Here is a 23,688-nt window from a genome sequence, read left to right as displayed (position 1 = left end):
CCCGGGAAGCTCAGCAGCGGGTGGACGGTGACGACGTCGGTGTGCACCCGCAGGGTCCGGGCGACCTCAGCCGACGGCGCTCGCGTGCGCCGCGACGACCCGCCAGCCGTCCACGGCGTCGTGCGCCCACGCCCTGGTGTAGCGCACCAGGGCCGCGAACGGCACACCACCCGCGACGCCCTCGACCTCGCCGAGGAACCAGGTGACACCCGTCGTGCCGGTGACCGCCAGCCGCAGCTCGTGCTCGTCGACACGGCGCAGGACCTGGTGGCCGCCGCGGTGCGCCGCGAGGTCGTCCTGTTTGGACAGGAGCGCGCCGTCCGGGCCGGTGAACAGCGCGTCGTCGTCGATCAGCGCGTCGAGAGCGGCGACGTCGGACGCGAGCTGGGCGGCCTGCAGGCGCCGCTCGGCGGCGCGGAGGGTCTGGGTGTCCGGCACGTCGCCGACCCTAGGGTTGTCCCGGGACGGACGCGCGGGCGTTCACCTGTGGCGCAACCGGTTCGCCGTGAGCGAACGCCCGACGACGTCGAGCACGGCGGCCGCGACCACGTCCGGCGTCTCGTGCACCGGCGTGTGGCCCGCCTCGACGATCCGCAGCTCGGCGTCCGGCAGCGCGTCGGCGAGCTCGCGGGCCTGGCCGACGGTGCGCGTCGCATCCTGGGTCCCGTGCACGACGACCGCAGGCACCGTCAGGCGAGCCAGCTCCGCGGTCAGGTCGAGGTCACGCTGGCTGCGCAGCACCTCCAGCACCGCCTCGCGCGGGACCCGGGCGGCGTAGGCACGCAGGGTCTCGCCGAACGCGTCGGGCAGCGGGGTCGCGAAGCTGCGGCGCAGGATCGCGTCGTGCAGGTCCGGTCCCCAGTCGCGGTCGACCCGGTCGACGATCGCGTCCACGTCGCCGTGCCCGCGCATGTGCGCCCCGGTCCCGACGAGCACGAGCCCGGCGACGAGATCCGGCCTGCGCACGGCGAGCTGCAGCGCGATCGCGCCGCCGGTGGAGTGGCCGAGCACGATCGACGGTGCGTCGAGCCGGGAGGCCAGCCGCTCGGCGACGGCCGGGACGGTCCACGGACCGGGTGCGGTCATCCAGTCCGCCGCGACCGGCCGGACCCGTCCCTCGAGACGCGCGGCGAGCGCGTCGAAGACGGCGGGTGAGCACAGCGTCCCCGGGATCGCGAGCATCGTCTCCACGGTCACCTGTCTACCCTCGAACGCGTGGGACAGCCGGTGCACGACATCGACACACTCGTCTTCGACATCCTCGGCACGCTCGTGGACCACACCGCCGGCCTGCGCGACGCGCTCGGCGCGCTGGTGCCGGCCGCCGACGTCGACGACCTGGTCACCCTGTGGGGCACGACGATCGGCGCCGAGCACCGCCGCATCGTCGACGGCGGGCGGGAGTACGCGACGACCGCGGTGCTGGACGCCGAGGCCGCGCACGCCGTCGTCCGCGCGGCCGGCCTCGAACCCGGAGCGGTCGACACGCTCGTCCGGGCCGCCGGACACCGGCCCGCGTGGCCGGACACCGCCGACGCGCTGGCCGGGCTGGCCGGCCGTTTCGAGCTGATCGGCCTGTCCAATGCGGACCGGACGTCGCTGCTGCGGATGAACGCGTCGGCCGGTCTGCGCTGGCACACCGCCCTGTCGACCCAGGCTGCCGGCTCCTACAAGCCGGACCCGGCCGTGTACCGGCTGGCGATCGACTGTGCGGGCAGGCCGCCCGAGCGGATGCTGATGGTCGCCGCGCACGCCTGGGACCTGCGCGGCGCGCAGGGGGCCGGGATGCGCACGGCGTTCCTGGAACGCCCCGGAGCCGACCGGCCGGTTCCCGGCGACGCGTTCGACCTGCACCTGGAGACTCTGGCGGACCTCGCCGCGGTCAGACGGTGAAGCCCTCCCGTGCCGCGATCCGCACGAGCGCACCGAGACGTCCGATCGGCTCGCGCGTCGGGTCGATCGTCTCGTAGACGTTGACGACGTTCTGGGCGATCCGGCTGCTCTCGTTCAGCCCGGCCCACGGCCCGAGGTCGATCGACTCGATCGCCTGGTCGACGTCCAGGCCGTCGTCGAACCGCTTGCGCGCCTCGGTGTCCACGAACAACAGGTACTCGCGGACACGCTCCACGTCGGACTTCGAGCCGACCGGGCCGTGCCCCGGGACGTACCGGTCCGCGTCCAGGTCCAGCATCCGCTCGCAGGCCGCGACCCAGCGCCCGACCGGACCGGCCCAGACGATCGGCGTCCCGCCGATGAACAGCACGTCCCCGGCGTAGACCAGGCGCGCGTCCGGGACGTGCACGATCGCGTCGCCCGGCGTGTGCGCCGGCCCGACCTGGATGAGCCGCACCTCCCTGCCGCCGACGTCGAGGCTCGTCTCGCCGGTGAACGTGCGGTGCGGCGGTGTCGCGGTGATCCCCTCGAACTCGAATGCGCCGAACACCGCGCGCACGAAGTCGCCGCGACCGTCCGGGAGCTTCTTCGCGGCCGCGAGCATGTCCACCTCCTCCTGGCTGATCAGCGCGGCGGCCGCCTCGGTCGCGACGATCTCGACGTCGCGGGCGGCGAGCAGCTCGTTGCCGTGCGTGTGGTCGCCGTCGGAGTGCGTGTTGACCAGCGTCGTGAGGGGGTTCGCGTCGGTGACCGACGTGATCCCGTCGAGCATCCGCTGTGTCAGGGCGAGGTCGAACAGCGTGTCCACCATCAGGCTGGTGCCGCCGCCGGTGATCAGGCCGGAGTTGCTCCAGCCCCAGCCGCCGTCGGGCTGCAGCCAGGCGTGGCAGCCGTCGCCGAGGTCGTGCAGGCCGAGCGTGTAGTCGGACATCGGGGGTTCTCCTCAGTATCCGGAGCGGAGCGGGACGATCGGGGTGCCCGCGACGACGGTCTGTCGCGTCTCGCCGAGACCCTCGCCGCGCAGGGACACGACGTCGCCCGGCCGCAGCCAGCGCGCCGACGCGACGTCCGGGGTGTCGACGTGTTCGAGCAGGCAGCCACCCGGCACGGTGCCGGAGCAGATCACGTCGCCGGGCACGACGTCCGTGCCGCGGGACGCGAACGCCACCATGTCGGCGAACGTCCAGTCCATCGCGTCCAGCGAGCCGGACGCGAGCTCCTCGCCGTTCAGCGTGGCGGACAACGAGAGCGCGAGCCGGCCGTCGCGGCGGTGGTCCTCCAGCTCGTCGACGGTCACGAGCGCCGGCCCGAGCGTCGACGCGCTGTCCTTGCTCTTGCCCATGCCGATCCCCTGCGCCATGTCGCGCATCTGCACGTCGCGGGCCGACCAGTCGTTGAACAGCGTGTACCCGACGATGTGCCGCTCGGCCTCGTCGGCGCGCAGGTCCCGCCCGCCCCGGCCGATCACGGCGCCGACCTCCAGCTCGAAGTCGAACATCGCGCACCCGGGGGCGACCGGTACGTCGTCGTGCGGTCCGACGATCGACGTGACGTTGGCGAAGTAGTACGCGGGCGTCTGGAACCAGGCGTCCGGCAGATCGGTCGGCCGTCCGAGCGCCTTGTAGCAGCCGCGCAGGTGGTCCAGGAAGCCGAGGCTGTCGCGCACCGACGGCGGTCGCGGCAGCGGCGCGAGCAGGCGCACGTCCTGCAGCGCAACCACTTCCGCCGGATCCCGCCGGGCGCCGTCGCCCGCCTCGCCGAGCTGGTCACGCTCCAGGAGGTCCAGCAGCGTCGTCCCGGCGGCCAGACCGCGCACGGTCTCGCCGTCCAGGATCCCGGTGCGCTGCCCGGCACCGGCGTCGTAGGTCACCCAGCGCATCCCCAGCCCCTCTCAGAACCGCACCGGCAGCGTCTGCCACCCGCGTGCGACCTTGTTCGCCACCCGACGATGCGCGGGTCCGCTGCCCGGCGCAATGCCCGGGAACCGTTCCAGCAGCCGGGTGAAGATGATCTCGCCTTCGAGGCGGGCCAGCGGCGCGCCGATGCAGTGGTGGTAGCCGGGCAGGAACGTGAGGTGCCGGTTCGGTGAGCGGGCCGGGTCGAAGCGGCCGGCGTCGTCGAACGCGCGCGGGTCGCGGTTCGCCGCGGCGATCACGAGCCACAGCAGCGACCCGGCCGGGATCTCCTCGCCGCCGAGCACGACGTCGCGCGTGGTCTTGCGGATGTCCAGGTGCAGCGGCGGGTCCATCCGCAGCATCTCCTCGACGAGCGCCGGGATCGTCGCCGGGTCGTCGGCCGCCTTGCGGGCCCCCGGCTCGGAGAACAGGAACGACAGGCCGTTGCCGAGCAGGTTGACCGTCGTGTCGTTGCCGGCCGTGAGCAGCAGCGCGACGGAGCCGAGCAGCTCGTCGGTCGGCAGCGGGTCGCCGTCCTGGTCCCTGGCGGCGACGAGCACGGACGTCAGGTCGTCGCGCGGGTCGCGGCGGCGCGCGTCGAGCACGGTCCGCAGGTAGTCGACCATCTCGTTCGCCGCGTGGATCGCCCCGGTGCGGGCCTCGCCCTGGATGCCCGGGTCGAACGTCGCGGCCAGCGCCTGCGACCACCGACGGAACTCCGACTGCTCGGACTCCGGCACGCCCAGCACGTCGGCGATGATCGCGACGGGCACGGCGCCGGCGAAGTCCGCCATGAAGTCCGCCTCCTGGCCGGGCTCGAACCGGTCCAGCAGCGCCCCGACCCGTGCCTCGACGATCGGGCGCCACCGCTTCGTCGCGACGCCGGTGAACGCCGGCATCATCGCCGAGCGCATCCGGCTGTGCGACGGCGGATCGTGGAACATGAACTGCTGCGCGCTGATCTCCATGAACGACGCCTGCACCGGGTCCGACGGGTCGTGGATCCCGGCCGGGGAGTCCCAGAAGTGCTCCGAGCTGTACGTCGCGTTGTCCTTGCCGATCGCGGCGACGTCCTCGTAGCGGGTGACGAACCAGCCCAGCGGGTCGAACGGGTGGACACCGCCCCCGGTCTCGCGCAGCTCGTCGTAGAGCGGGAACGGGTCGGGCTCGTCGCCCATCAGGCGACCCAGGATGGTCGGCGCCGTCGACGTCATCGTCTGCTCCTCGTTCGGGGTGCGACGGACGCTAGGTCGGGACCGGACGGTCCGGCTCGGACCAGCGCGCAGGGCATCCTGACCAGCGCGCAGACGCTGGTACCCGGCCGGGAGGCTCAGTAGCCTGCGAACGTCCCGTCCCACCACGGCAAGGACGCCCGGGGATGACCTACGACGTGCAGACCGTCTCGACCCGCCGGGTGCCGGCCGCCCACCGCACCGAGCTCTGGAGCGAGACCGTCACGACGTTCCAGGGCACGCACGCCTACGGCTACCCGAGCCCCGAGTACTTCCACGCGCGCGCCACCCGCCAGCGCTCGTCGCGGTTCCAGCTGGTCACGTGGCACATCGAGCAGGAGCAGACGATCAGCCGCACGCGTGCGCAGATCCGCGCGGGCGTCGAGGAGGAGTACCGGCTGCTGTTCCCGCTGGCCGGGTCGGCGGACCTGCGGACGGAGCGCGACGACGCCCGCCTCACCCCGGCCGCGGGCGTCCTGTTCGCGCCCGGCGAGCCGTTCGCGCTGCGACTCCCGCCGGGCAGCCGAGGGCTCGTCGCGACGTTGCCGCGCAGCGAGTTCGACGACCGGTCGGCCGCCGCCGGCCGTCACCACCGCCTGTCGCTCGAGCGCGGTCCCGGCCGGGTGCTCGCGCTGATGCTCACCACGCTCGTGCACGACCGCGACCACCTGACCGGCCTCGCCTTCGACACCGTCTGCGGGCAGGCCGCCGAGCTCGCCCGCCTGCTCGGCGAGGACCGCTCCGCGGTGCCGGAGCACGGTCTCGTCGACCGGATCCGGCTCGTCGTGCGCCACCACGCGTCGGACCCGGAGCTGACCGGGGCCGACGTGGCACGGCACGTCGGATGGTCGCTGCGCCAGGTGCAGGCCGTGCTGCACCGTGCGGGGACCACGCCGAGCGCGCTGATCCGGGAGGCACGTCTGGACCGCGCACGCTCTCTCCTGGACAGTCCTGATCGGACGGTCACGGCCGTGGCGGGTGCCAGCGGGTTCCACTCGATCGACGCGCTGGAGAAGGCCTTCCGACGCCGCTTCGGCCTGTCCCCCAGCGACTACCGCCGGAACCGCGCCTGACGCGTCACCTCCGCGAGCGGCGGCGCGCCGCCAGCCCGTCGATGACGAGGCCGACGCCGATCCCGAGCAGCCACACGTCCTTGGCGATCGGGGTGCCCTGCTGCGTCGGGCGGATCCCGTTCCGCATGCCCGGCGTGCGGGCGTAGAGACCGAGCAGGCCCGCGGCGAACCCGGTCAGCCCCGCACCGGCCACGGCGGGCGGCACGACCGGCGCCAACAGTGCGGCGCCCAGCCCGATCTCGGCGCCGGCGAGCACCTTGAGGAACGTCGGCGGCTCGATCGACGCCAGGAACGGATAGGTTCCCGACGCCATGCCGTGCACCCCCGCCGCGGTCTGCTCGTCGGCCTTCCACTTGGTCAGCCCCGAGTTGAGGATGAACGCGCCCGTGACCAGGCGGGTGGGCAGGTGGGACAGGTTGGCCATGGGAGCCTCCGACCAGATGAACGTTCAACTTTATCGGGACGCTACACCCCTCCACGGGCCCGATCGACCGCGGCGCGGGCGTCGTCGCGACGCAGGCCCAGCGTGATCAGGTGCCCGAACGCGACGTCGGACTCGTCGCCGTCCCAGCGCCCGTGCTCTGCGGCCCGCAGGTAGGCGGCCGACCCGCCCTCCAGCACCTCGGACAGCATCCGGGCGTCCGTGTGCGTGGCGAACACGCCGAGCTCCTGGCCGCGCCCGACCAGCTGCGCCATGACCGCGGAGAACGGCGCCATCGCGGCCCGCACCTCGTCGTCCATCGTGCGGCGGGCCAACGTGACGAGCGGGCCGTAGCGGCGGGCCGTCCCCCAGGTCCGCATGACGGCCGCGGCCAGCTCGGCGGCCGGGTCCGGGCTGTCCGGCAGGACGTCGCCCACCCGCTCCCGGAAGTCCGCCGCGGCCGTCCGCACCAGCTCGGCGACGAGCTCCTGGCGTCCGGCGAAATGCCCGTAGAGCGTGCGACGCACGACGCCCGCGCGGGCCGCGACGTCGTCGAGGGTGGCATCGGGATCGGCACGCAACACGTCGTAGGCCGCGTCCAGGATCGAGCGCCGGTTGCGCTCCCGGGCCGACGGACCTTTCCTCATCCGTGCATTTTTGCACGACGCGTGCAATTCTGGGAGCAGGAGCGGCGAGCGAGTAGGAGCGGACCATGACCATCGATCAGGACAGCAGGCCGATCGTCCTCGACGAGACGTTCTTCGACGACCCCGAGGCGCTCTACCGTGAGCTGCGCGTCGACCGGCCGGTGGCCAGGGCCGTCGCGCCGACCGGCATGACGTTCTGGATCGTCAGCCGGTACGACGACGCCCGGCCAGCGCTGAACGACCCGCGGCTGTCCAAGGACGCGGCGCGGATCCCGGAGGTCATCGCCCGGAGCGGCGACGACGCACCGCCGCCGCGGGCGTTCGCCGAGTCGCTGGTGGCGCACATGCTCAACGCCGACCCGCCGGACCACACGCGCCTGCGCAAGCTCGTCGGCAAGGCGTTCACCATGCGCGCCATCGCCCGGCTGCGGCCGCGGATCGAGCAGCTGGCCGGCGAGCTCGCCGACTCGATGGCCGCGGCGGGCCCGTCGGTCGACCTGCTCGACGAGTTTGCGTTCCCGCTCCCGATGACCGTGATCTGCGAGATCCTCGGCGTCCCGCAGGAGCGGCGCGAGGAGTTCCGGGACTGGTCGAACACGCTGCTCTCCGGTGCGTCCGACGAGGAGCGCGGGGCCGCGGCCGGGGCGATGGCGCAGTTCCTGTCCCAGCTCGTCGCGGACAAGGCCGCGAACCCCGGCGACGACATGCTCTCCGACATCGTCCGTGCCTCCGAGGACGGCGACACGCTCAGCCCGGGCGAGACGACGGCGATGGCGTTCCTGCTGCTCGTCGCCGGACACGAGACGACGGTCAACCTGATCGGCAACGGCATGCTCGCGCTGCTGCGCCACCCCGACCAGATGGCCCGGCTGCGCGCGGACCCCGACCTGATCCCGGGCGCCGTGGAGGAGTTCCTGCGCTACGACGGGCCGGTCAACCTCGCGACGTTCCGGTTCACCACGGAGCCGGTCGAGATCGCGGGCACGACGATCCCGAAGGGCGAGTTCGTGCTCGTCTCGCTGATCGGGGCGAACCACGACCCGGACCGCTACGCCGACGCCGAGCAGCTCGACGTCGAACGCGACGCGTCCGGGCACCTCGCCTTCGGCTACGGCATCCACCACTGCCTGGGCGCCCCACTCGCCCGGCTGGAGGGCGAGATCGCGTTCCGCACGCTGCTCGACCGCTTCCCGGACATCGCGCTCGACGGCGAGCCCGGCTCGTTCCGCATGAGCACGTTGATCCACGGGCTCACCCGGCTCCCGGTCCGGATCTGACCGGACGTCGCGGCGCATCCCGCCGACCCGGGCCGGCTGTCGTCACGTCGACGTCGCGCCGTTGGCGCGGCCGGCGGGCGGCGGCCCCGACGTGTGCCGCGCGAGCACGTTGATCCACGGGCTCACCCGGCTCCCGGCCCGTATCGGCACCCACCGCCCGGTGCCGGGCGGCGGATCGGCCCCCAGCATCGCGATCCGTTCGTCGACGATCCGGTCGAGCTCACGCTTCCAGGAGTCGGCCGCACCCGGGTCGTTGCGCAACGCGGCGGCGCAGAGTTCCTGCACCGCGCGCCACGTCTCGGCGAGCGAGTCCCGCCACCGGGCAGGCGGGTCGTAGGCCCTGGCCCGCTCGTCCGTCGCGTCGATCAGGCGCAGGGACGCGCCCGCCATGCCCTTCCAGTAGGAGTGCCGGAGCCCGGTGAGGTTCTCGTAGTAGACGTCGACGCCGTCCGCTTCGCTCGCCCCTCGTACGCGGGAGTGCAGACCCGGATCGTCGGCGAAGCGGGGGAACGTCGCAGGCGCGCGGTCCGGTGCCGTGCCCGCGTCGGACGTCGCCCGGATCACCGGCAGCCGCGTCCGCCAGTCCGCGTGGTCGGTGCTGTACCCGTGCAGCAGGCGGACGTCGTCGAGGTCCTCCGTCCACCCCGGGTTCGACGGCGTGTCGGCCCGGTGCCGCGCGAAGTCCCGCAGCAGTGCGAGGAGATGGGTCGACATCAGGTACGTCAGCAGGTCGTACGGCCGGCGCTCCCAGCGCTCCCGCCCGGGGAACGTCCGCTCCAGGAACTCGACGTACTGCCGTGTCCCGCGCAGGCCGTTCAGGTCCTGGTCGCCGGCCGACACCCACTCCTCGTACTCGGCCAGTACGGCGGGCGACGAGCGGCTCACCGCCCGCTCCAGGTAGCGGACGGCGCGGGTCGCCGCGTCCGCGTCGACGGCCGTGTGCCCGCTCGACCGGACGGCCCCGGCCTCGTGGGGGCGGCGCAGCAGCAGGACGGCGAACGCGGCCGCGACGTTGTAGTTGTCCTGCCATCCGCTGCGCACCAACGGGTTCCACTCGAGCGCGGCCAGGAGCCTCGCCTCGATCGCCCGGAGATCGGCCGGCGGCCACGCCGACCCCACCAGATCGCGGAGACGATCACCGTCCGTGGTCAGCGGCGGTTGCCCGTCGCTGACCATCAGCAGGTGCAGGGGCGCCCAGACCCGCAACACGTCGAGCGAGGTCTCGCTGATCGGCATGCCCGGTACCCGGCGGCCCCGGGACCAGGCGTAGTCGCGGGCGAGGTCGCCCGCCTCGACCGTCGCCACGTACCGGAGCAGGCGGGAGAGGATCCTCGCGCGCCGGTCCGCGTCCCGGAGATCCAACAGGGCCGCGTACGTCGACGGGTCGGTGCCGCCGGGCGACGCACCGAGGAACCGCTGGTAGTGCGGCTCCAGGAAGAACGACAGCCGCTCGCGGAACTCCTTCCGCTCGCGCCTGCGGATGGTGTTGATCTCGTCAGGTTCTTCGACGACGCGTGTCCACTCATCGATCACCCGGTCGCCGTTGACCAGCGCGCAGACCAACCGGTACCGGGCGATCATCAAGATCTCCAGGCCGTCGCGCCGCCGGGACCAGGACGGCCGCGGTCGACGGGGCGCCGGCGCCTCGTCCGGATCGGGGCCGTCGGCGAGCCGCTCCCGGAGCCGCCGGTCGACGCGCTCCGACTCCGCACGGATCAGGTCGACGTACCCGACCAGCGCCCCGAGATAGTTCCCGAGCTTCTCCAGGAGCTGGCAGACCTCGATGCGGATCGGCGCGTTCCGCGGGTCCAGCTCGAGTGCCCGGTAGAAGCGGTCCAGCGCCTCCTCGTAGCGGCGCTGCCGGACGTACTCGTGCCCGTCCTGGTGGGCCCGCAGGAGCTCGGGGTTCAGCTTCCGTCCCCGCCACGCCGACCAGGGACCGCGCCGGCACAGCCCGGTCCGGGTCAGGACGTAGGCGCCCGCCACGTCGGCGGCCCTCCGGGCGACGTCCTCGCGGCTCGCCCCGCGCACGGTGACCCTGCGCACCGGACCGGAGGGCTGGGCCTGCACCTGGACGACGAGTGCGTGACCGAGCGGGCCGGAGTGCTGCTGCAGCTCGGCGGACACCTCGTATCCGGTGGTCACCTGCAGCCAGCCGAGCACACCCGGGATCGCCTCGACCCACGTCGTCGCCGACCCGGATGCGGTGTGGAACGCCTGGATGACGGTGTGCGGGTTGGCGGCTCCCGGCACTGGCGTCGGTGCGCTGAGGCTCAGGGCACTCAGTTCGCGGCGGAACAGCGCGGTGACCTGGTCCGCATGCCGTTCCGAGTCCGCGTCCTGCGCGGTGAACGGCCGGACCTCGACGGCGCCGGGCCTGCGCGCCATCACCGCGTAGAGCGACCGCCGTGCCGCCCACACGGCGCCGACGCCCAACAGGGCGGCCGATCCGAGCCGGACCCCGTTGTGTCCCAACGTCGTGTTCACGATCTCGAGGACGAGACCCGATCCCTGCCGATGGAGCGCCACCAGGTCGGCGATGGCCAGTCCCGCGAGCAGCAGGGCCAGCAACGCCCATCGACCGGGACGCGGCAGGTCCACCTCGTCGTTCCGGTCCGTCCTCCTACGGGCCGTGTCGATGGCACGCATCGTGCCGGACCTCCGTCGCTCGTGGCCGTCGTCGCCGGTCCGACCAGGCTGAGGCAGACCGCGCGAGGATCCATCGCCAAATTGGACGAGAATCCGTTCCGCGTGCGAATCGTCAGGCGACGTCGACGAGCGCGGGTTGTCGGCGTGGTCGTTGTTCGGGGTCGATCCATCGTGGAGGGACGAACTCGGGTAGTCCGTCGCGGATGCGGACCAGCCAGTCGGTGTGGTGGATCTGTCGGTGATGGATCTTGCACAGCATCACCAGGTTCCCCAGCGTGGTCTGGCCGCCGTGTTCCCAGGGGGTGACGTGGTGGATTTCGCACCAGCTCGGCGGCCGCTCACAGCCGGGGTGGGCACACCCGCGGTCTCGTGCGGTGACCGCGCGGCGGAGCCCGTCGGGGATGGTGCGCCGGACCCGCCCGACGTCGAGGGGCTGCCCGGCGCCGTTCATGACGACCGGCACGATCCCGGCGTCGCAGGCCAGCATCCGCAGCGATCCGGGGGTGATGGTGCCGCCGAAGTCCAGCACAGCGGCCCTGGCCCGGTCCTGCAGGTCCTTCAGGGTGATCAGAACACTGATCACCGGACGCCGGCCACCGGTCTCCGGCACCACAGCGGACGACGCGTGATCGAGAGCGAATGCGCATAACTCGCCCAACGCCTCGGCCTGCCGCTCGACCGCGGCACGCTGATCCAGCGAGTCGCGGGGTGCGGAGACGGCATCGAGGGCAGTGGCGACGGCGTCGAACATCGCGGCGTCGTCGAACCGCCCCGAGATCCGCCCACCCGAACCGTGATCAGCGGTTCAGTCCGGTTCGGGGTGAGATCCCGCCACGAACCGGACGCAGTTGCCGATCACGGCACCGGGATGCGGCCCGTCGACAGACGCCGTACCACCCACCGTCGCCGATCACGGCACGAGATTCCGGCCGTCGACCAACGCGCCTACTGCCCCGCCGTCGCCAGGTCGATCCCCTTCGTCTCCGGCAACAGGTACACGGTCACACCGGAGATCAGGAGCAGAACGATCGTGTAGCCGAGGAACAGTCCCGGTCGTCCGATCTCCGAGAACAGCGTCTGCAGGTACGGAGCCGTGCCACCGAACAGGGCCACGGCCAGGGAGTACGGCACGCCCAGCCCTGCGGCGCGGATGCCCGTCGGGAACATCTCGGCGTAGAGCGCGGGCCCCACGGCACACGCCGACCCGACGAGTACCAGGGCGATCGCCATCGCGACGAACAGCGACCATCCGTCGTGGATCATCGCGTCCAACGGGAAGATCAGCAGGACCAGGAGCGCGCCGGGGACGAGCAGCGTCCGCCGTCGTCCGAACCTGTCCGACACCGCTCCCCACGCCGGCAGCACCAGCATGAAGATCGCCAGCGCCCCCGCTCCGGCCCACAGCGACGCCGACGGATCGACCCCGCGGGAGGAGATCGCGTACGCGGGCGCCGCGACCGACCAGACGTAGTAGACGACGGTCAGCCCGCACGTCACGAACACCACCTGCGCCAGCGCCTTCGGACGGGCGACGACCTGGCGCCACAACGACGGCCCGGACTCCGCGGTCCGGGTGGCCGCGTCGTCGGAGTAGGTGTCGGATTCGCGCATCCGCAGGCGCATGACCAGCGCGTAGAGGCCGAACAGTCCACCCAGGACGAACGGCACGCGCCAACCGAACGACGCCATCTGCTCCGTGGTCAGAACACTGGACAGGACCGCGCCGAGCACGGTGCCGACCAGGATGCCGAACGTCCCCGAGAAGTAGATGAGGCTCGACCAGAGCCCGCGCCTCTCCCGCGGCGCCATCTCCGCCAGGTACGTCTGCGCCGCGGGCAGCTCCCCGCCGTGCGCGAGCCCCTGTGCGAGACGGGCGATCAGCAGCACCAGCGGTGCGGCGAGCCCGATCGTCGCGTACGTCGGGACGAGACCGATCACCAGGCTGCCCACGGCCGCCGTCGCGACGCAGAGCGCCATCGACGCCTTCCGGCCCCTCCGGTCGGCGACCCAGCCGAACACGAACCCGCCGAACGGCCGGGCGAGGAACCCGACGGCGAACACGGCCAGCGTCTTGAGCAGCGCGGAGCCGGTGCTGCCGCCCGCGAAGAACTGCGGCGCGAAGAACGCGGAGAACGTGGCGTAGACGTTCCAGTCGAACCACTCCATCGCGTTGCCGGAGCCGATCCCGAGGATGGTGCGACGGCGGTCGGCGCGGGTTCCGGTCGGCGCGGCGGCGCCCTCCACGGCGCTCATCGCGCGCCCACCAGACGCGACGCGGCGAGCGCGGCGTAGAGGGCGGCGGCGTCGCCGAGGACGTCGTCGTCGAAGCGGGCGCGCGACGAGTGGTTCATCGGCGCCCGCGACGGATCGGTGTCGGGCGGACACGCACCCATCCCCAGGAACGCGCCCGGAATCGCGGCCAGCACCTTCGAGAAGTCCTCCGATCCGCTGACCGGGTCCGGCGCGAGAGCGAACCGCTCCTCGCCGAGCAGCTCCGAGGTCACGCCCGCCGCGAACGCGGCCTCGTCGGCGTCGTTGACGGTGCGCGGGTACTCGTCGCGCCATTCGACGTCGACCTGGACGCCGTGCGCCGCGGCGACGCCGTCGCACACCTCACGGACCAGCCGCGGCAGCAGCGCCGCGTGCGCGTCGGAGAACGAGCGGACGGTCGCCTCGAACCGGGCGGTGTCCGGGATGACGTTGCGCCGCGTCCCCGCGCTGACGACGCCGACGGTGAGGATCACCGGGTCGAACACGTCGAAGCGCCGGGTCACCATCGTCTGCAGCGCGATGATCATCTCGGCGGCGGCCGCGATCGGGTCGCGGGCGGTGTGCGGGTTCGAGCCGTGACCGCCCGCCCCGCGGACGGTGACGTCCAGCCCGTGCGACGCGGACAGGAACACGCCGGGCCGGGTCGTCACGACGCCGCGCGGGATCCGGTTGGAGAACACGTGCAACGCATAGGCGTGGTCGGCGCGGCGACCGGCCGCCTCCAGGACGCCCTCGTCGATCATCCGGCCGGCGCCGTCGAAGCCCTCCTCGCCGGGCTGGAACATGAACGCGACGTCGCCAGCCAGCCGGTCGCGGTGCGCGCTGAGCAGCTGCGCCGCACCGACGAGCGCGCTGGTGTGCAGGTCGTGCCCACAGGCGTGCATGGTGCCGGTCCCCGCGGCGAAGTCCTCACCGGACGCCTCGTCGACCGGGAGACCGTCCATGTCCCCGCGGAGCAGGACGACCGGTCCGTCCGCCTCGCGGGCGGCGCCACCGCGGAGGATGGCGGTGACCGACGTCGTCGCGGTCCCGGTGGACACCTCGAGCGGCAGTCCCTGCAGTGCGGTGAGCACCCGGTCCCGGGTCCGCGGCAGTTCCAGGCCCACTTCGGGCTCGCGGTGCAGGTCGCGTCGCAGCGCAGCCAGATCCGGCTGCAGCGACCGGGCGTCGTCGTGGAGATCCATGCGGCTTCCTCGCCCCCATCGGCTCGGTGCGACCGGGGTCACGGTGCCTCGGCGCTGCCGGTCAGTCTCCGTACCCGCTCGGCACGGACCGTAGAATCGACCGATCCGATCTGAGACGGCGCTATGACCGACGAGAACGTTCGCGATCACCTGTCCGAGGACGACATGGCGCTCGTCCATGCCCTGCAGGTGCATCCGCGGGCGAGCTGGTCCGGACTCGCCCCGGTGCTCGACGCGGCGCCGGTCACCCTGGCCCGCCGATGGCAGCGGCTGCGCGACGCGGGCTACGCGTGGGTGACGAGCTACCCGGTCGTCGGGGCGGAGTCGATGCAGGTCGCGCTCGTCGAGGTGGACTGCGCGCCCGGACGTCTCGACGAGGTGGCCGCGGCGCTCGACTCGGAGCCGTCGGTGATGACGATCGAGCACGCAGCCCGCGGGCGGGACCTGCTGCTCACGGTCAACGCACGCTCGTTCCACGCCCTGTCCGCGCTGGTGCTCGACCACCTCGGCCGGGTACCGGGCGTGGCGTCCACCCGCACGCACCTCGCCGCGGGCGTGCACGTCGAGGGCAGCCGGTGGCGGCTGGACGCGCTCGACGGGGGCCAGGCCGACGCCGTCCGCTCCCTGCGGCAGGCCGATTCGCCCCGCGCCCCTGTAGCGGTCGACCTGTTCGGCGACGTGTACGGGCCGATCGTCCGGGAGCTCGGCGCCGACGGACGGGCGGGCGCGGCCGAGGTCGCGGCCCGTCTCGGACGCCCGGCGTCGACGGTCCGTCGGCAGCTCTCGACGCTCGTGAGGTCCGAGAAGCTGGTCTTCCGGTGCGAGGTCGCGCAGCTGCTGACCCGCTGGCCGATCTGCGTGACGTGGTGGATCCGGCTCCCCACCGCCGACGTCGGCGATGCGGTGCAACGGGTCCGCGCCGACCAACGGGTCCGGCTGTGCCTGTCGCTCACCGGGCCGGCGAACTTCCTCGTGACCGCGTGGACGCACACGTTGCCCGAGCTCGTCGCGCTGCAGTCGCAGCTCGAGCACGCCCTGCCGGTCGCCGAGATCGTCGACACGTCGGTGATCCTGCGGACCCGCAAGCGCATGGGCTGGCTTCTGCACCCGGACGGCCGGAGCACCGGCCGGACCGTCCCGCTGTTCCCGGGCTGACTACCGCAGCGGCCTCCCCAGCCGGGACGCGGTCGCCTCGGCTTCGGCACGCGCGGCGTCGGCCTCGTCGCCGGGTGCGGATCGCTCGCGCAGCCGAACGGCCCGGTACCCCGCGGGGAGGTACCGGGCCGGCAGGCGGTCAGGAGCGTGCGGGTTCCGCGGTGGACGGACGGTCCGGGTCCAGGCGCTCGACCCGGTCGATGATCACCAGGAACGCCAGGAAGCCCAGCGCACCGAGGGCACCGACGAACACCAGCGCGCCGTTGAACGAGCCGGTGGCGTCCAGGATGATCCCGATGACGATCGGGACGATCGCGCCGCCCAGGTTCGTGAAGAACCCGAACACGCCGCCGGACAGGCCCATCATCCGCACCGGCGCGACCTCGGAGGCCAGCGTCCAGCCGATCGCGCTCATGCCCTGCGCGAAGAACGCCACCGCCATCACGGTGATCACCAGGCCTGGCGCGTCCGTGTAGTTCGCCAGGATGATCAGCGACGAGCCGGCGAACCCGATCATCATCGGCAGCTTGCGGGCGAACGTCCGCGAGCGGCCGCTGCGGAGCAGCCAGTCGGACAGCGTGCCGCTGAACAGCACGCCGACCAGCGCGGCCAGGTACGGCAGCGACGCCAGGAAGCCGGCCTTGACGAACGACATGCCCTTCTCCTGGACCAGGTAGGTCGGGAACCAGGTGAGGAAGAACCACATGACGCCGTTCGTGCAGAACTGCGCCAGGTACATGCCGAGCATCCGGCGCTTGCGCAGCAGGTAGCGCAGGTCCTGCCAGGTCGCGCGGCGCGGCTGCTGCGGGGCGGCGTCGGCCGCGGTCAGCTCGGTCTCGGCAGCGTTGACACCGGGGTGGTCGGCGGGCTTGTTGCGCGCGAAGCGGAACCACAGCGCGGAGATCACGACGCCGACGAGTCCGGTGAGGAGGAAGACGACGTGCCACGTGTAGGTCGCGACGAGCCAGGCCAGCACCGGCATGAACAGCGCAAGGCCGATGAAGTTGCCGGAGTTGTAGACCGCGGTCGCCCGCGCCCGCTCGCTCGACGGGAACCACGCGGTGACCAGCTTGTTGTTCGCCGGGAACGACGGCGCCTCGGCCACACCGAGCGCGATCCGCAGCCCGAACAGGCCGGCGAACCCGCCGGCCAGCGCCATCGCGCCGGTGGCGATCGACCAGGACAGGATCGAGATCCCGTAGACGATCCGCGCGCCGTAGCGGTCGAGCAGCCAGCCGCCGGGGATCTGGCAGAGCACGTAGGCCCAGGAGAACGCGGACAGGATCAGACCGGCCTCGGTACCGGTGAGCCCGAACTCCGTCCGGATGCTGGGCATCGCGATCGACAGGACCGTGCGATCCAGGTAGTTGATCGCCGTGACGATCAGGACGAGGCCCAGCATCCGGTAGCGGACCCGGGTCGGCCGCACCGTGAGCGTGGTGGGGCCGGATGGCTTCAGTGCCATGTGGATGACTCCAGAAAGGACAGACGGCCACCGTGGCCGCACCGTGGAGAGGGGGTCAGAACTCCCGGAGGACCTTTCCCGGGTTGAGGATGCGGTTCGGGTCGAGCGCGGACTTGAGCGTCCGGTGCACGCCGAGCCCGACCGGGCCCAGCTCTCGCTCGAGCCAGCCGGCCTTGAGCACGCCGACGCCGTGCTCGCCGGTGATCGTGCCGCCGAGACGCAGGCCGAGTGCCATCACGGCCTCGAAGGCCTCCTGCGCGCGACGGGTCTGGTCGGCGTCGGCCGCGTCGAAGACGATCGTGGGGTGCATGTTGCCGTCGCCCGCGTGGCCGGTGCAGGCGATCGTGACCCCGTAGCGGGTGCCGATCTCCCCGACACCGCGCACGAGCTCGCGCAGGCGGGTGCGGGGGACGCACACGTCGTCGTTGAGCAGGGAGCCGAGCTTCTCCAGCGCGAGCCCGATCGAGCGGCGGGCGGCGAGGAACAGCCGTCCCTCCTGCACGCCGTCGGCGACCATGGACTCGCCGCCGTTCCGTGCGGCGGCGGTGGTGAAGGCGTCGATCACGCCATCGTCGTCCGACCCGTCGGCCTGGACCAGCAGCACCGTGTCGGTCCCGGGCGGGAAGCCGAAGTCGCGGTGCTTGCGGACCTCGGCCAGTCCGACCGGGTCGATCAGCTCCAGCAGCGACGGGCGCACGCCGGACGTCATCACGTCGGTGACCGTGGCGCACGCGGTGTCGATGTCGCCGAAGAACGCGATCGCCGTGCGCGGTGCCTGCGCGGCCGGGCGGAGCGCGGTGGTGATGCCGGTGACCACGCCGAGCGTGCCCTCGGACCCGACGAACAGGCGCGTGAGGTCGTAGCCGGCGACGCCCTTGGCCGTGTCGCGGCCGGTCCGCAGCACCTGGCCGTCGGCCAGCACGACCTCGAGACCGCGGATCCAGTCCGCCGTCACGCCGTACTTCACGCAGCACAGGCCGCCCGCGTTCGTCGCGACGTTCCCGCCGATCGTCGACATCTCCCACGACGACGGGTCCGGCGGGTAGAACAGCCCCCGCCCGGCGACCGCGCGGGAGAAGTCCGCGTTGATCACGCCGGGTTCCACCCGTGCGATCTGGTTCTCCGCGTCGATCTCGAGGATCTCGTTCATGCGCTCCAGCGAGAGCAGGATCGAACCGTCGACCGCGTTCGCGCCGCCGGACAGCCCGGACCGGGCGCCCTGCGGGACGACCGGGACCCGGTGCGAGTCGGCGTACCGGAGCACCGCGGCGACCTCGTCGGTCGACCGTGGCCGCACCAGGGCGACCGGGATCCCGGTGGCGCACAACGACGCGTGGTCGTTGCTGTGCGCCGCCAGCACGTCCGGATCGGTGATCACGGACGCCGGCGGGAGGACGGCACGCAGGTCGGCGGCCGTCCGATCGAGAGACGTGGTCACGGGAGCTCCTTCGCTGGAAGACGGTGACCGGGGCCGGATCAGGAGGCCGGCTGCACACCCGGGGCGAGCAGCCCCGCGGCGTCGAGCGCGGCGGCCAGCTTCGCGCTGGCCTCCGGGCTCACCGGGTCGACCGGACGTCGGGGCAGACCCCCGTCGCGGCCCTGCAGGCGGAGCGCCTCCTTGATCGTCGACGGCTGGTTCGGGCCGTCGATCGCGCGCCAGATCGGGAGGATCTGCTCGTGCAGCTTCGTGGCCAGCGCCAGGTCACCGTCGGCCACAGCGTCCCACAGCGCGGTGGACAGGAACGGGGTCACGGTCGGGATCGCCGCCAGCGCACCCTGCGCGCCGAGCACGAACGCCGGCAGGTGCAGGTCGTCGACGGCGGCGAGCACGTTGATCCTGTCCGACACCGTCATCACGAGGTCGGCGAGCTTGTGCATGTCGCCGCCGGACTGCTTGATGCCGACGACGTGCGGCAGGTCGGCCAGGCGCGAGACGACGTCGGGCTCGACGAGCGCCCAGGGGACGACGTTGTAGATGATGATCGGCAGGTCGGCCGCCTCACCGATCTCGCGGTAGTACTCCACCGTCGAGTCCGGGCTCGGCGCCCAGAGGTAGTGCACCGGCGTGACCTGCAGCGCGTCGACGCCCGCGGCCTTGAGCGCGTGGGCGTAGCGGATCACCGAGTGCGTCGAGTTCTGGATGATGCCGCCGACGACCGGGAGCCGCCCGGCCACCTCGTCGACGACGATCGCGCAGACCGTCGCGCTCTCCCCGGCCGACAGCGCGTTGCCCTCGCCGGTCGTGCCGCAGGCGCAGAGCCCGGAGATGTTCGCGCTCAACAGGTACCGGACCTCGGCCCGGAGCTTCTCCTCGACGATCTCGCCGTTCTCGTCGAACGGGGTCACGACGGTTGCGATGATCCCGGTGAACCGGGGGTCGGGCGAACTCGACACGGGGCTTCTCCCTCGAAGGCTGGCCTCACTGAGATCTGAAACTTCAGATCTGGTCGACGGGATGTGTAACAGACCGGACAGGTGGCGTGCAATACTTCAGATCGCAGTGACGTGCCGTGAGCGGAGGTCGACGGAATGACGGTGTCGCGTCTCGTCACGGAGTCCTTGCCGGACCGGATCTACCGCATCCTGCGCGAGGAGATCACCAACGGGCGTCTGGAGCAGGGCGAACGCGTCGACGTGACGGCGCTGGCCGAGTCCATGGGCGTATCGAAGACGCCGATGCGCGAGGCGATCAGCCGCCTCGAGCGCGACCAGCTGCTCGTCACGCGGCCGCGGTCGGGCACCTACGTCGCGCACATCACGGACACCGACATCGACGAGATGTGCGGGCTGCGCAAGGCGATCGAGGGGTACGCGACGTACGAGGCGACCCACCGGATGCCGTCCGAGGTGAAGCTCGCGCTCCGAGACGAGATCGAGCAGGCCGACCGGGCGATGGCCAGCGGCGACTTCCAGCCGTTCTTCCGCTCGGACATGAACCTGCACCGCTCGATCATCGAGCACGCCGGCAACGCCCGGATGCTGGCGATCCGGGACAGCGTCGAGGCGTACCTGGAGTGGCTGCGGATCGCGGCCGCCACCGGTCCTGGCCGCAACGCCGACGCCGCGGCCCGGCACCGGGACATCATCGGCGCGATGATCGACGGGGACGCCGACGCCGCGCAGCGCTACGCGGTCCTGCACGTCGAGGAGGTCCGGGTCGCCACGCTGGAGGACTTCCACGCCGCGACCCGGACCGCCGTCTGATCTACGCGCCCCCCGCCCCCGACGAGGGGCACCTCGCTACGCGCCCCGCCGACCCCCATCCCTAACGAGGGGCACCTTCGAGCAATGTCATTGCTCGAAGGTGCCGTTCGTTCCGGTCGGGGTCGGCGTCAGACGCGCGGGGCGCCGTCGACCCGGCGCGGGCCGGTGGCGTCGTCGCGGAGCTCGGCCGGCAGCAGGTCCTCCGGCAGGTTCTGGTACGCGACCGGGCGCAGGAAGCGCTGCGCCGCAGCAGTTCCGACGGACGTGTGCAGTGGCGCGGTCGTCGACGGGTAGGGCCCGCCGTGGTGCTGCGCGTCGCTGACCGTGACGCCGGTCGGCCACCCGTTCCAGAGCACCCGCCCGGCGTGCTCGGCGAGACGCGCGATCACCTCGGCCGCGTCCGGGTCGCCCGGCGCGCCCTGCACGGTCCCGGTGAGGTGCCCGCCGACGACGTCCAGCACGGCCAGCGCCTGGTCCACATCGGAGTACTCGACGACGAGTGCGGCCGGCCCGAACACCTCCTGCTCCAGGATCTCCGGACGGGCGAGCACGTCGTCCGCCCCGGCGCGGAACAGCACCGGTCCGCCGGACGCGACGTCGCCGCGGACGACGGTCGCCGCCGTCGCCATCTCGCAGGCCGTCGACCGGAAGCCGGACTCGATGCGCGCGTTCAGCATCGGCCCGGCCGAGAGCTCCGGCACGGCGGCGAGGAACGCGTCGGCGTCCGGGACGAGCAGCACTCCGGGCTTCGTGCAGAACTGCCCGGAGCCGAGCGTCACCGAGCCCGCGAACCCGGTCGCGATCTCCTCGGCCCGCGTGGCCCACCCCGCCGGGGTCACGACGACCGGGTTCGTCGAGCCGAGCTCGCCGTAGAACGGGATCGGGTCCGGACGGCCGACGGCCAGGTCGAACAGCGCCCGCCCGCCTCCGGTGGAACCGGTGAAGCCGACCGCGCGGATCCGGCTGTCGCGCACCGCGTCCGCGCCCGCCTGCTCGCCCTCGACCATCCCGAACACGCCCTCCGGGAACGCCTTCCCGATCAGCGACGCGGTGCGGCGGGACAGCTCCGGGTGGCCCGGGTGCGCCTTCACCACGACCGGGCAGCCGGCCGCCAGCGCGGAGACCGTGTCGCCGCCGAACACGGAGAACGCGAACGGGAAGTTGCTGGCCGCGAACACCAGTACCGGCCCGATCGGGACGGACGAGCGGCGGATGTCGGGCCGCGCGCCCATCGACCAGTCCGGGTCGGCGTGGTCGATCCGGACGTCGTGCAGCAGGCCCCGGTCCAACCGGTCGGCGAACAGCCGCGCCTGGAACGTCGTGCGCGCCAGCTCACCGGTCAGGCGCGCCTCGGGCAGGTGGGACTCGCTCATCGCGAGCGGGACCAGGTCGGCGGCCGCGGCGTCCAGCGCGTCCGCGGCGCTGCGCAGCCATCCGGCGCGGTCGGCCGCGGACGTGCGGGCCGTCGGTCTGGCGGCGGTCGCCGCCGCGGCCAGCGCCCGGTCGACGGTGGTCGGGATGTCGGTCACAGGACTCTCCAGCTCGTGAACACTGTCTGGCTTCTGATATTTTAGCGCTCAGATCCTAGCGTGCCGACGATCGCCACACCCGGAGAACACCTGATGAGCTTGCCCTTCCATCCGCACGAGGGGGACCCCGTCCCGCCCGCGTTGCGCGGGTTCGCCCGTGCCCACGCCGACCTCGTCGAGCTGTCCGAGTCCCCGGCCTATCTCGTTGCGCGGCAACGCCACCCGGACCGCCGGGTCGGCCTGGTGTCCGGTGGCGGCTCGGGTCACGAGCCGATGCACGCCGGATTCGTCGGCGCCGGGATGCTCGACGCCGTCGCGCCCGGCAAGGTGTTCGCCTCCCCGCACAACGCGCAGGTGCTCGGCGCCTCGCGGGCCGCGGCCGGTCCGGACGGCGTCCTGCACGTCGTGAAGAACTACACCGGCGACCGGATCAACTTCGGTATCGCCTCGGAGCGGCTGCGGTTCGAGGGCGTCGACGTCCGGCGCGTCCTCGTCGACGACGACCTCGCCACCGAGTCCGACGAGACGGCCACCGGTCGTCGCGGGACCGGCGCCACCGTCGTCGTCGAGAAGATCCTGGGTGGTGCCGCGGACGCCGGTCTCGGCCTGGACGAGCTGGCCGAGCTCGGCACGCGGGTCGCCGGTGCGTCGCGCAGCCTCGCCGTCGCGGCCCGCGCGCAGACGTCGCCGCACACCGGGATGCCGGCGTTCGAGCTCGGCCCTTACGAGCTGGAGTACGGCGTCGGCATCCACGGCGAGCGCGCCCAGAAGTCGATCACCCGGCCGTCCACGGAGGATCTGGTCGACCGCATGCTCGACGAGCTGACGGCCGCGCTGCCCGGCGACGGCGAGCGGGTGTTGGCCGTCGTGAACGGGCTCGGCGGCACCACCGGGCTGGAGCTCTACGGCCTGCACGACCTGGTCTCCGACGGGCTGGAGCGCCGCGGCCTGGCGATCGCCGGGCGGCTCGTCGGCACGTTCGTCCCGGCGCTGGACATGGCCGGTTTCTCGCTGACGCTCACCCGCGTGACCGACGAGTGGCTCTCGTGGTGGAGCGCCCCGTCCGACACGCCCGCGTTCCCCCGCAAGGAGATCCGATGACGTTCGACCAGGAGGCGGTGCTGCGCGCGTACGCGCGGTCCGCGGAGGACGGTCACACCGCGCTGACCGAGCTCGACCAGCGCAGCGGAGACGGCGACTTCGGCGACAACCTGCGCGGCGGGCTGCGCGCCGCCGTCGCACGCTTCGACGAGGGCGGCACCAGCGCGTTCGGTGCGCTCGGCTCGGTGTTCCTCGACGAGGTCGGCGGCACCAGCGGCCCGCTGCTCGGCCTGCTGTTCAGCGAGATCGCTCGCGCCCTTGACGGCTCCGACGATCCGGTCGCGGCGTTCGCCGACGGCGCGCGGGCCGGGCTGGAGGCGATCCAGCGCGTCGGCGAGGCGCAGGTCGGCGACCGCACGCTGGTCGACGCCCTGTCCCCCGCCGTCGACGCCGCACCGTCCGGACTGGCCGCGGCCGCCAGGGCCGCGTCCGACGGCGCCCGGCACACGGCCGAGCTGCGCGCCCGCATGGGCCGGGCCAGCTACGTCGGCGAGCGCGCGGTCGGCGAACCCGACCCCGGGGCCGTCGGCATCGCGATGCTGTTCCGTTCCGCGGCGGCCGTCGCCGAGCCGGACGTCGACGTCCCGGCACTCGTCTGACCCGCGCCTGGTCGGGCCCGCGGCTCCCCGCGGGCCCGACCTCGGAACATGATCGGCGATCGGGCGCGGATCAGGGCCGCTCACGGCCGCGAT

The 23,688-nt window shown here is 72.8% G+C and carries 22 protein-coding genes; 7 read left to right on the top strand and 15 right to left on the bottom strand.

From position 1 onward, the window contains the following. Positions 1-66 precede the first annotated feature (66 nt). Positions 67-438, bottom strand: coding sequence for a nuclear transport factor 2 family protein (locus EV378_RS27215; RefSeq protein ID WP_132430243.1), 372 nt, complete (start codon positions 436-438; stop codon positions 67-69). Positions 439-480: 42 nt separating this feature from the next. Then, entirely contained in the window at positions 481-1,197 is a 717-nt protein-coding gene (locus tag EV378_RS36825; protein ID WP_279389664.1) for an alpha/beta fold hydrolase, read from the bottom strand. Positions 1,198-1,215: 18 nt separating this feature from the next. Between EV378_RS36825 and EV378_RS27205 the strand changes: the two genes are divergently transcribed. Further along, positions 1,216-1,893 (top strand): haloacid dehalogenase type II, encoded by a 678-nt coding sequence (locus EV378_RS27205; protein ID WP_243653784.1) that lies wholly within the window; start codon positions 1,216-1,218, stop codon positions 1,891-1,893. Here EV378_RS27205 and EV378_RS27200 read toward each other — a convergent pair. The 3 genes from EV378_RS27200 to EV378_RS27190 are packed head-to-tail and all read right to left on the bottom strand — an operon-like array spanning position 1,883 to position 5,002. Next, complete coding sequence (locus EV378_RS27200) at positions 1,883-2,824, bottom strand: MBL fold metallo-hydrolase (RefSeq protein ID WP_132430242.1); 942 nt, start codon at positions 2,822-2,824, stop codon at positions 1,883-1,885. The genes EV378_RS27205 and EV378_RS27200 overlap by 11 nt on opposite strands. A 12-nt stretch (positions 2,825-2,836) precedes the next feature. Continuing rightward, positions 2,837-3,772, bottom strand: coding sequence for a fumarylacetoacetate hydrolase family protein (locus EV378_RS27195; RefSeq protein ID WP_132430241.1), 936 nt, complete (start codon positions 3,770-3,772; stop codon positions 2,837-2,839). A gap of 12 nt (positions 3,773-3,784) precedes the next feature. Beyond that, positions 3,785-5,002, bottom strand: coding sequence for a cytochrome P450 (locus EV378_RS27190; protein ID WP_132430240.1), 1,218 nt, complete (start codon positions 5,000-5,002; stop codon positions 3,785-3,787). Between the two features lie 164 nt (positions 5,003-5,166). Here EV378_RS27190 and EV378_RS27185 point away from each other — a divergent pair, with 164 nt between their 5' ends. Further along, positions 5,167-6,093 carry a helix-turn-helix transcriptional regulator gene (locus tag EV378_RS27185; RefSeq protein WP_132430239.1) on the top strand — a complete coding sequence of 309 codons (927 nt, stop codon included), beginning with the start codon at positions 5,167-5,169 and terminating at the stop codon, positions 6,091-6,093. A gap of 4 nt (positions 6,094-6,097) precedes the next feature. Here EV378_RS27185 and EV378_RS27180 read toward each other — a convergent pair whose 3' ends face one another. Next, positions 6,098-6,517: a hypothetical protein gene (locus tag EV378_RS27180; protein WP_132430238.1), complete on the bottom strand. Its 420-nt coding sequence runs from the start codon at positions 6,515-6,517 to the stop codon at positions 6,098-6,100. Positions 6,518-6,558: 41 nt separating this feature from the next. Continuing rightward, positions 6,559-7,161, bottom strand: a complete 603-nt coding sequence (locus EV378_RS27175) for a TetR/AcrR family transcriptional regulator (RefSeq protein WP_132430237.1) — start codon at positions 7,159-7,161, stop codon at positions 6,559-6,561. A 65-nt stretch (positions 7,162-7,226) separates the two neighbouring features. Between EV378_RS27175 and EV378_RS27170 the strand changes: the two genes are divergently transcribed. Continuing rightward, positions 7,227-8,438 (top strand): cytochrome P450 family protein, encoded by a 1,212-nt coding sequence (locus EV378_RS27170; RefSeq protein WP_132430236.1) that lies wholly within the window; start codon positions 7,227-7,229, stop codon positions 8,436-8,438. Positions 8,439-8,480: 42 nt separating this feature from the next. Here the strand turns inward: EV378_RS27170 and EV378_RS27165 are convergent, their stop codons facing one another. The 4 genes from EV378_RS27165 to EV378_RS27150 form a co-directional block, all read right to left on the bottom strand. After that, on the bottom strand, positions 8,481-11,087 hold the full coding sequence (locus EV378_RS27165; RefSeq protein WP_132430235.1) for a tetratricopeptide repeat protein: 2,607 nt from the start codon (positions 11,085-11,087) through the stop codon (positions 8,481-8,483). Positions 11,088-11,199: 112 nt separating this feature from the next. After that, entirely contained in the window at positions 11,200-11,838 is a 639-nt protein-coding gene (locus tag EV378_RS27160; RefSeq protein WP_132430234.1) for an HNH endonuclease signature motif containing protein, read from the bottom strand. A gap of 194 nt (positions 11,839-12,032) precedes the next feature. Further along, the gene (locus EV378_RS27155) at positions 12,033-13,340 is read right to left on the bottom strand and encodes an MFS transporter (RefSeq protein WP_132430233.1); all 1,308 of its coding nucleotides are present in this window, start codon (positions 13,338-13,340) and stop codon (positions 12,033-12,035) included. Further along, positions 13,337-14,542: a M20 metallopeptidase family protein gene (locus EV378_RS27150; RefSeq protein WP_132430232.1), complete on the bottom strand. Its 1,206-nt coding sequence runs from the start codon at positions 14,540-14,542 to the stop codon at positions 13,337-13,339. The genes EV378_RS27155 and EV378_RS27150 overlap by 4 nt, the downstream gene beginning before the upstream one ends. A 123-nt stretch (positions 14,543-14,665) precedes the next feature. Between EV378_RS27150 and EV378_RS27145 the strand changes: the two genes are divergently transcribed. Continuing rightward, the gene (locus EV378_RS27145) at positions 14,666-15,697 is read left to right on the top strand and encodes an Lrp/AsnC family transcriptional regulator (protein ID WP_132430231.1); all 1,032 of its coding nucleotides are present in this window, start codon (positions 14,666-14,668) and stop codon (positions 15,695-15,697) included. Between the two features lie 139 nt (positions 15,698-15,836). Here EV378_RS27145 and EV378_RS27140 read toward each other — a convergent pair whose 3' ends face one another. Genes EV378_RS27140 through EV378_RS27130 form a run of 3 tightly spaced genes read right to left on the bottom strand, consistent with a single transcriptional unit; the run spans position 15,837 to position 19,556 of the window. Further along, entirely contained in the window at positions 15,837-17,162 is a 1,326-nt protein-coding gene (locus EV378_RS27140) for an MFS transporter (RefSeq protein ID WP_132430230.1), read from the bottom strand. Positions 17,163-17,217: 55 nt separating this feature from the next. Continuing rightward, positions 17,218-18,600: an FAD-binding oxidoreductase gene (locus EV378_RS27135; protein WP_132430229.1), complete on the bottom strand. Its 1,383-nt coding sequence runs from the start codon at positions 18,598-18,600 to the stop codon at positions 17,218-17,220. Between the two features lie 38 nt (positions 18,601-18,638). Further along, positions 18,639-19,556 carry a dihydrodipicolinate synthase family protein gene (locus EV378_RS27130; protein WP_132430228.1) on the bottom strand — a complete coding sequence of 306 codons (918 nt, stop codon included), beginning with the start codon at positions 19,554-19,556 and terminating at the stop codon, positions 18,639-18,641. A gap of 135 nt (positions 19,557-19,691) precedes the next feature. Between EV378_RS27130 and EV378_RS27125 the strand changes: the two genes are divergently transcribed. Beyond that, complete coding sequence (locus EV378_RS27125; protein ID WP_132430227.1) at positions 19,692-20,366, top strand: GntR family transcriptional regulator; 675 nt, start codon at positions 19,692-19,694, stop codon at positions 20,364-20,366. 128 nt (positions 20,367-20,494) lie between these two features. Here the strand turns inward: EV378_RS27125 and EV378_RS27120 are convergent, their stop codons facing one another. Beyond that, a complete protein-coding gene (locus EV378_RS27120; RefSeq protein WP_132430226.1) occupies positions 20,495-21,895 on the bottom strand; it encodes an aldehyde dehydrogenase (NADP(+)) in 1,401 nt (466 codons plus the stop codon). A gap of 93 nt (positions 21,896-21,988) precedes the next feature. Between EV378_RS27120 and EV378_RS27115 the strand changes: the two genes are divergently transcribed. Both EV378_RS27115 and EV378_RS27110 read left to right on the top strand, forming a co-directional pair. After that, complete coding sequence (locus EV378_RS27115; protein ID WP_132430225.1) at positions 21,989-22,996, top strand: dihydroxyacetone kinase subunit DhaK; 1,008 nt, start codon at positions 21,989-21,991, stop codon at positions 22,994-22,996. Further along, entirely contained in the window at positions 22,993-23,595 is a 603-nt protein-coding gene (locus EV378_RS27110; RefSeq protein ID WP_132430224.1) for a DAK2 domain-containing protein, read from the top strand. Before EV378_RS27115 ends, EV378_RS27110 begins: the two co-directional genes overlap by 4 nt. Positions 23,596-23,688 lie beyond the last annotated feature (93 nt).

This window comes from Pseudonocardia endophytica, from assembly GCF_004339565.1.
In the GTDB taxonomy this organism is placed as follows: Bacteria; Actinomycetota; Actinomycetes; order Mycobacteriales; family Pseudonocardiaceae; genus Pseudonocardia; species Pseudonocardia endophytica.
The sequence above is the reverse complement of the archived record's forward strand: the minus strand, read 5'-3'. Positions and strand labels throughout refer to the sequence as shown.

Bases quoted from the DNA above. Each gene is read 5' to 3' on its own strand.
- EV378_RS27200 (WP_132430242.1), bottom strand. From the start codon at position 2,824: ATGTCCGACTACACGCTCGGCCTGCACGACCTCGGCGACGGCTGCCAC.
- EV378_RS27195 (WP_132430241.1), bottom strand. From the start codon at position 3,772: ATGCGCTGGGTGACCTACGACGCCGGTGCCGGGCAGCGCACCGGGATC.
- EV378_RS27190 (WP_132430240.1), bottom strand. From the start codon at position 5,002: ATGACGTCGACGGCGCCGACCATCCTGGGTCGCCTGATGGGCGACGAG.
- EV378_RS27185 (WP_132430239.1), top strand. From the start codon at position 5,167: ATGACCTACGACGTGCAGACCGTCTCGACCCGCCGGGTGCCGGCCGCC.
- EV378_RS27180 (WP_132430238.1), bottom strand. From the start codon at position 6,517: ATGGCCAACCTGTCCCACCTGCCCACCCGCCTGGTCACGGGCGCGTTC.
- EV378_RS27175 (WP_132430237.1), bottom strand. From the start codon at position 7,161: ATGAGGAAAGGTCCGTCGGCCCGGGAGCGCAACCGGCGCTCGATCCTG.
- EV378_RS27170 (WP_132430236.1), top strand. From the start codon at position 7,227: ATGACCATCGATCAGGACAGCAGGCCGATCGTCCTCGACGAGACGTTC.
- EV378_RS27165 (WP_132430235.1), bottom strand. From the start codon at position 11,087: ATGCGTGCCATCGACACGGCCCGTAGGAGGACGGACCGGAACGACGAG.
- EV378_RS27160 (WP_132430234.1), bottom strand. From the start codon at position 11,838: ATGTTCGACGCCGTCGCCACTGCCCTCGATGCCGTCTCCGCACCCCGC.
- EV378_RS27155 (WP_132430233.1), bottom strand. From the start codon at position 13,340: ATGAGCGCCGTGGAGGGCGCCGCCGCGCCGACCGGAACCCGCGCCGAC.
- EV378_RS27150 (WP_132430232.1), bottom strand. From the start codon at position 14,542: ATGGATCTCCACGACGACGCCCGGTCGCTGCAGCCGGATCTGGCTGCG.
- EV378_RS27145 (WP_132430231.1), top strand. From the start codon at position 14,666: ATGACCGACGAGAACGTTCGCGATCACCTGTCCGAGGACGACATGGCG.
- EV378_RS27140 (WP_132430230.1), bottom strand. From the start codon at position 17,162: ATGGCACTGAAGCCATCCGGCCCCACCACGCTCACGGTGCGGCCGACC.
- EV378_RS27125 (WP_132430227.1), top strand. From the start codon at position 19,692: ATGACGGTGTCGCGTCTCGTCACGGAGTCCTTGCCGGACCGGATCTAC.
- EV378_RS27115 (WP_132430225.1), top strand. From the start codon at position 21,989: ATGAGCTTGCCCTTCCATCCGCACGAGGGGGACCCCGTCCCGCCCGCG.
- EV378_RS27110 (WP_132430224.1), top strand. From the start codon at position 22,993: ATGACGTTCGACCAGGAGGCGGTGCTGCGCGCGTACGCGCGGTCCGCG.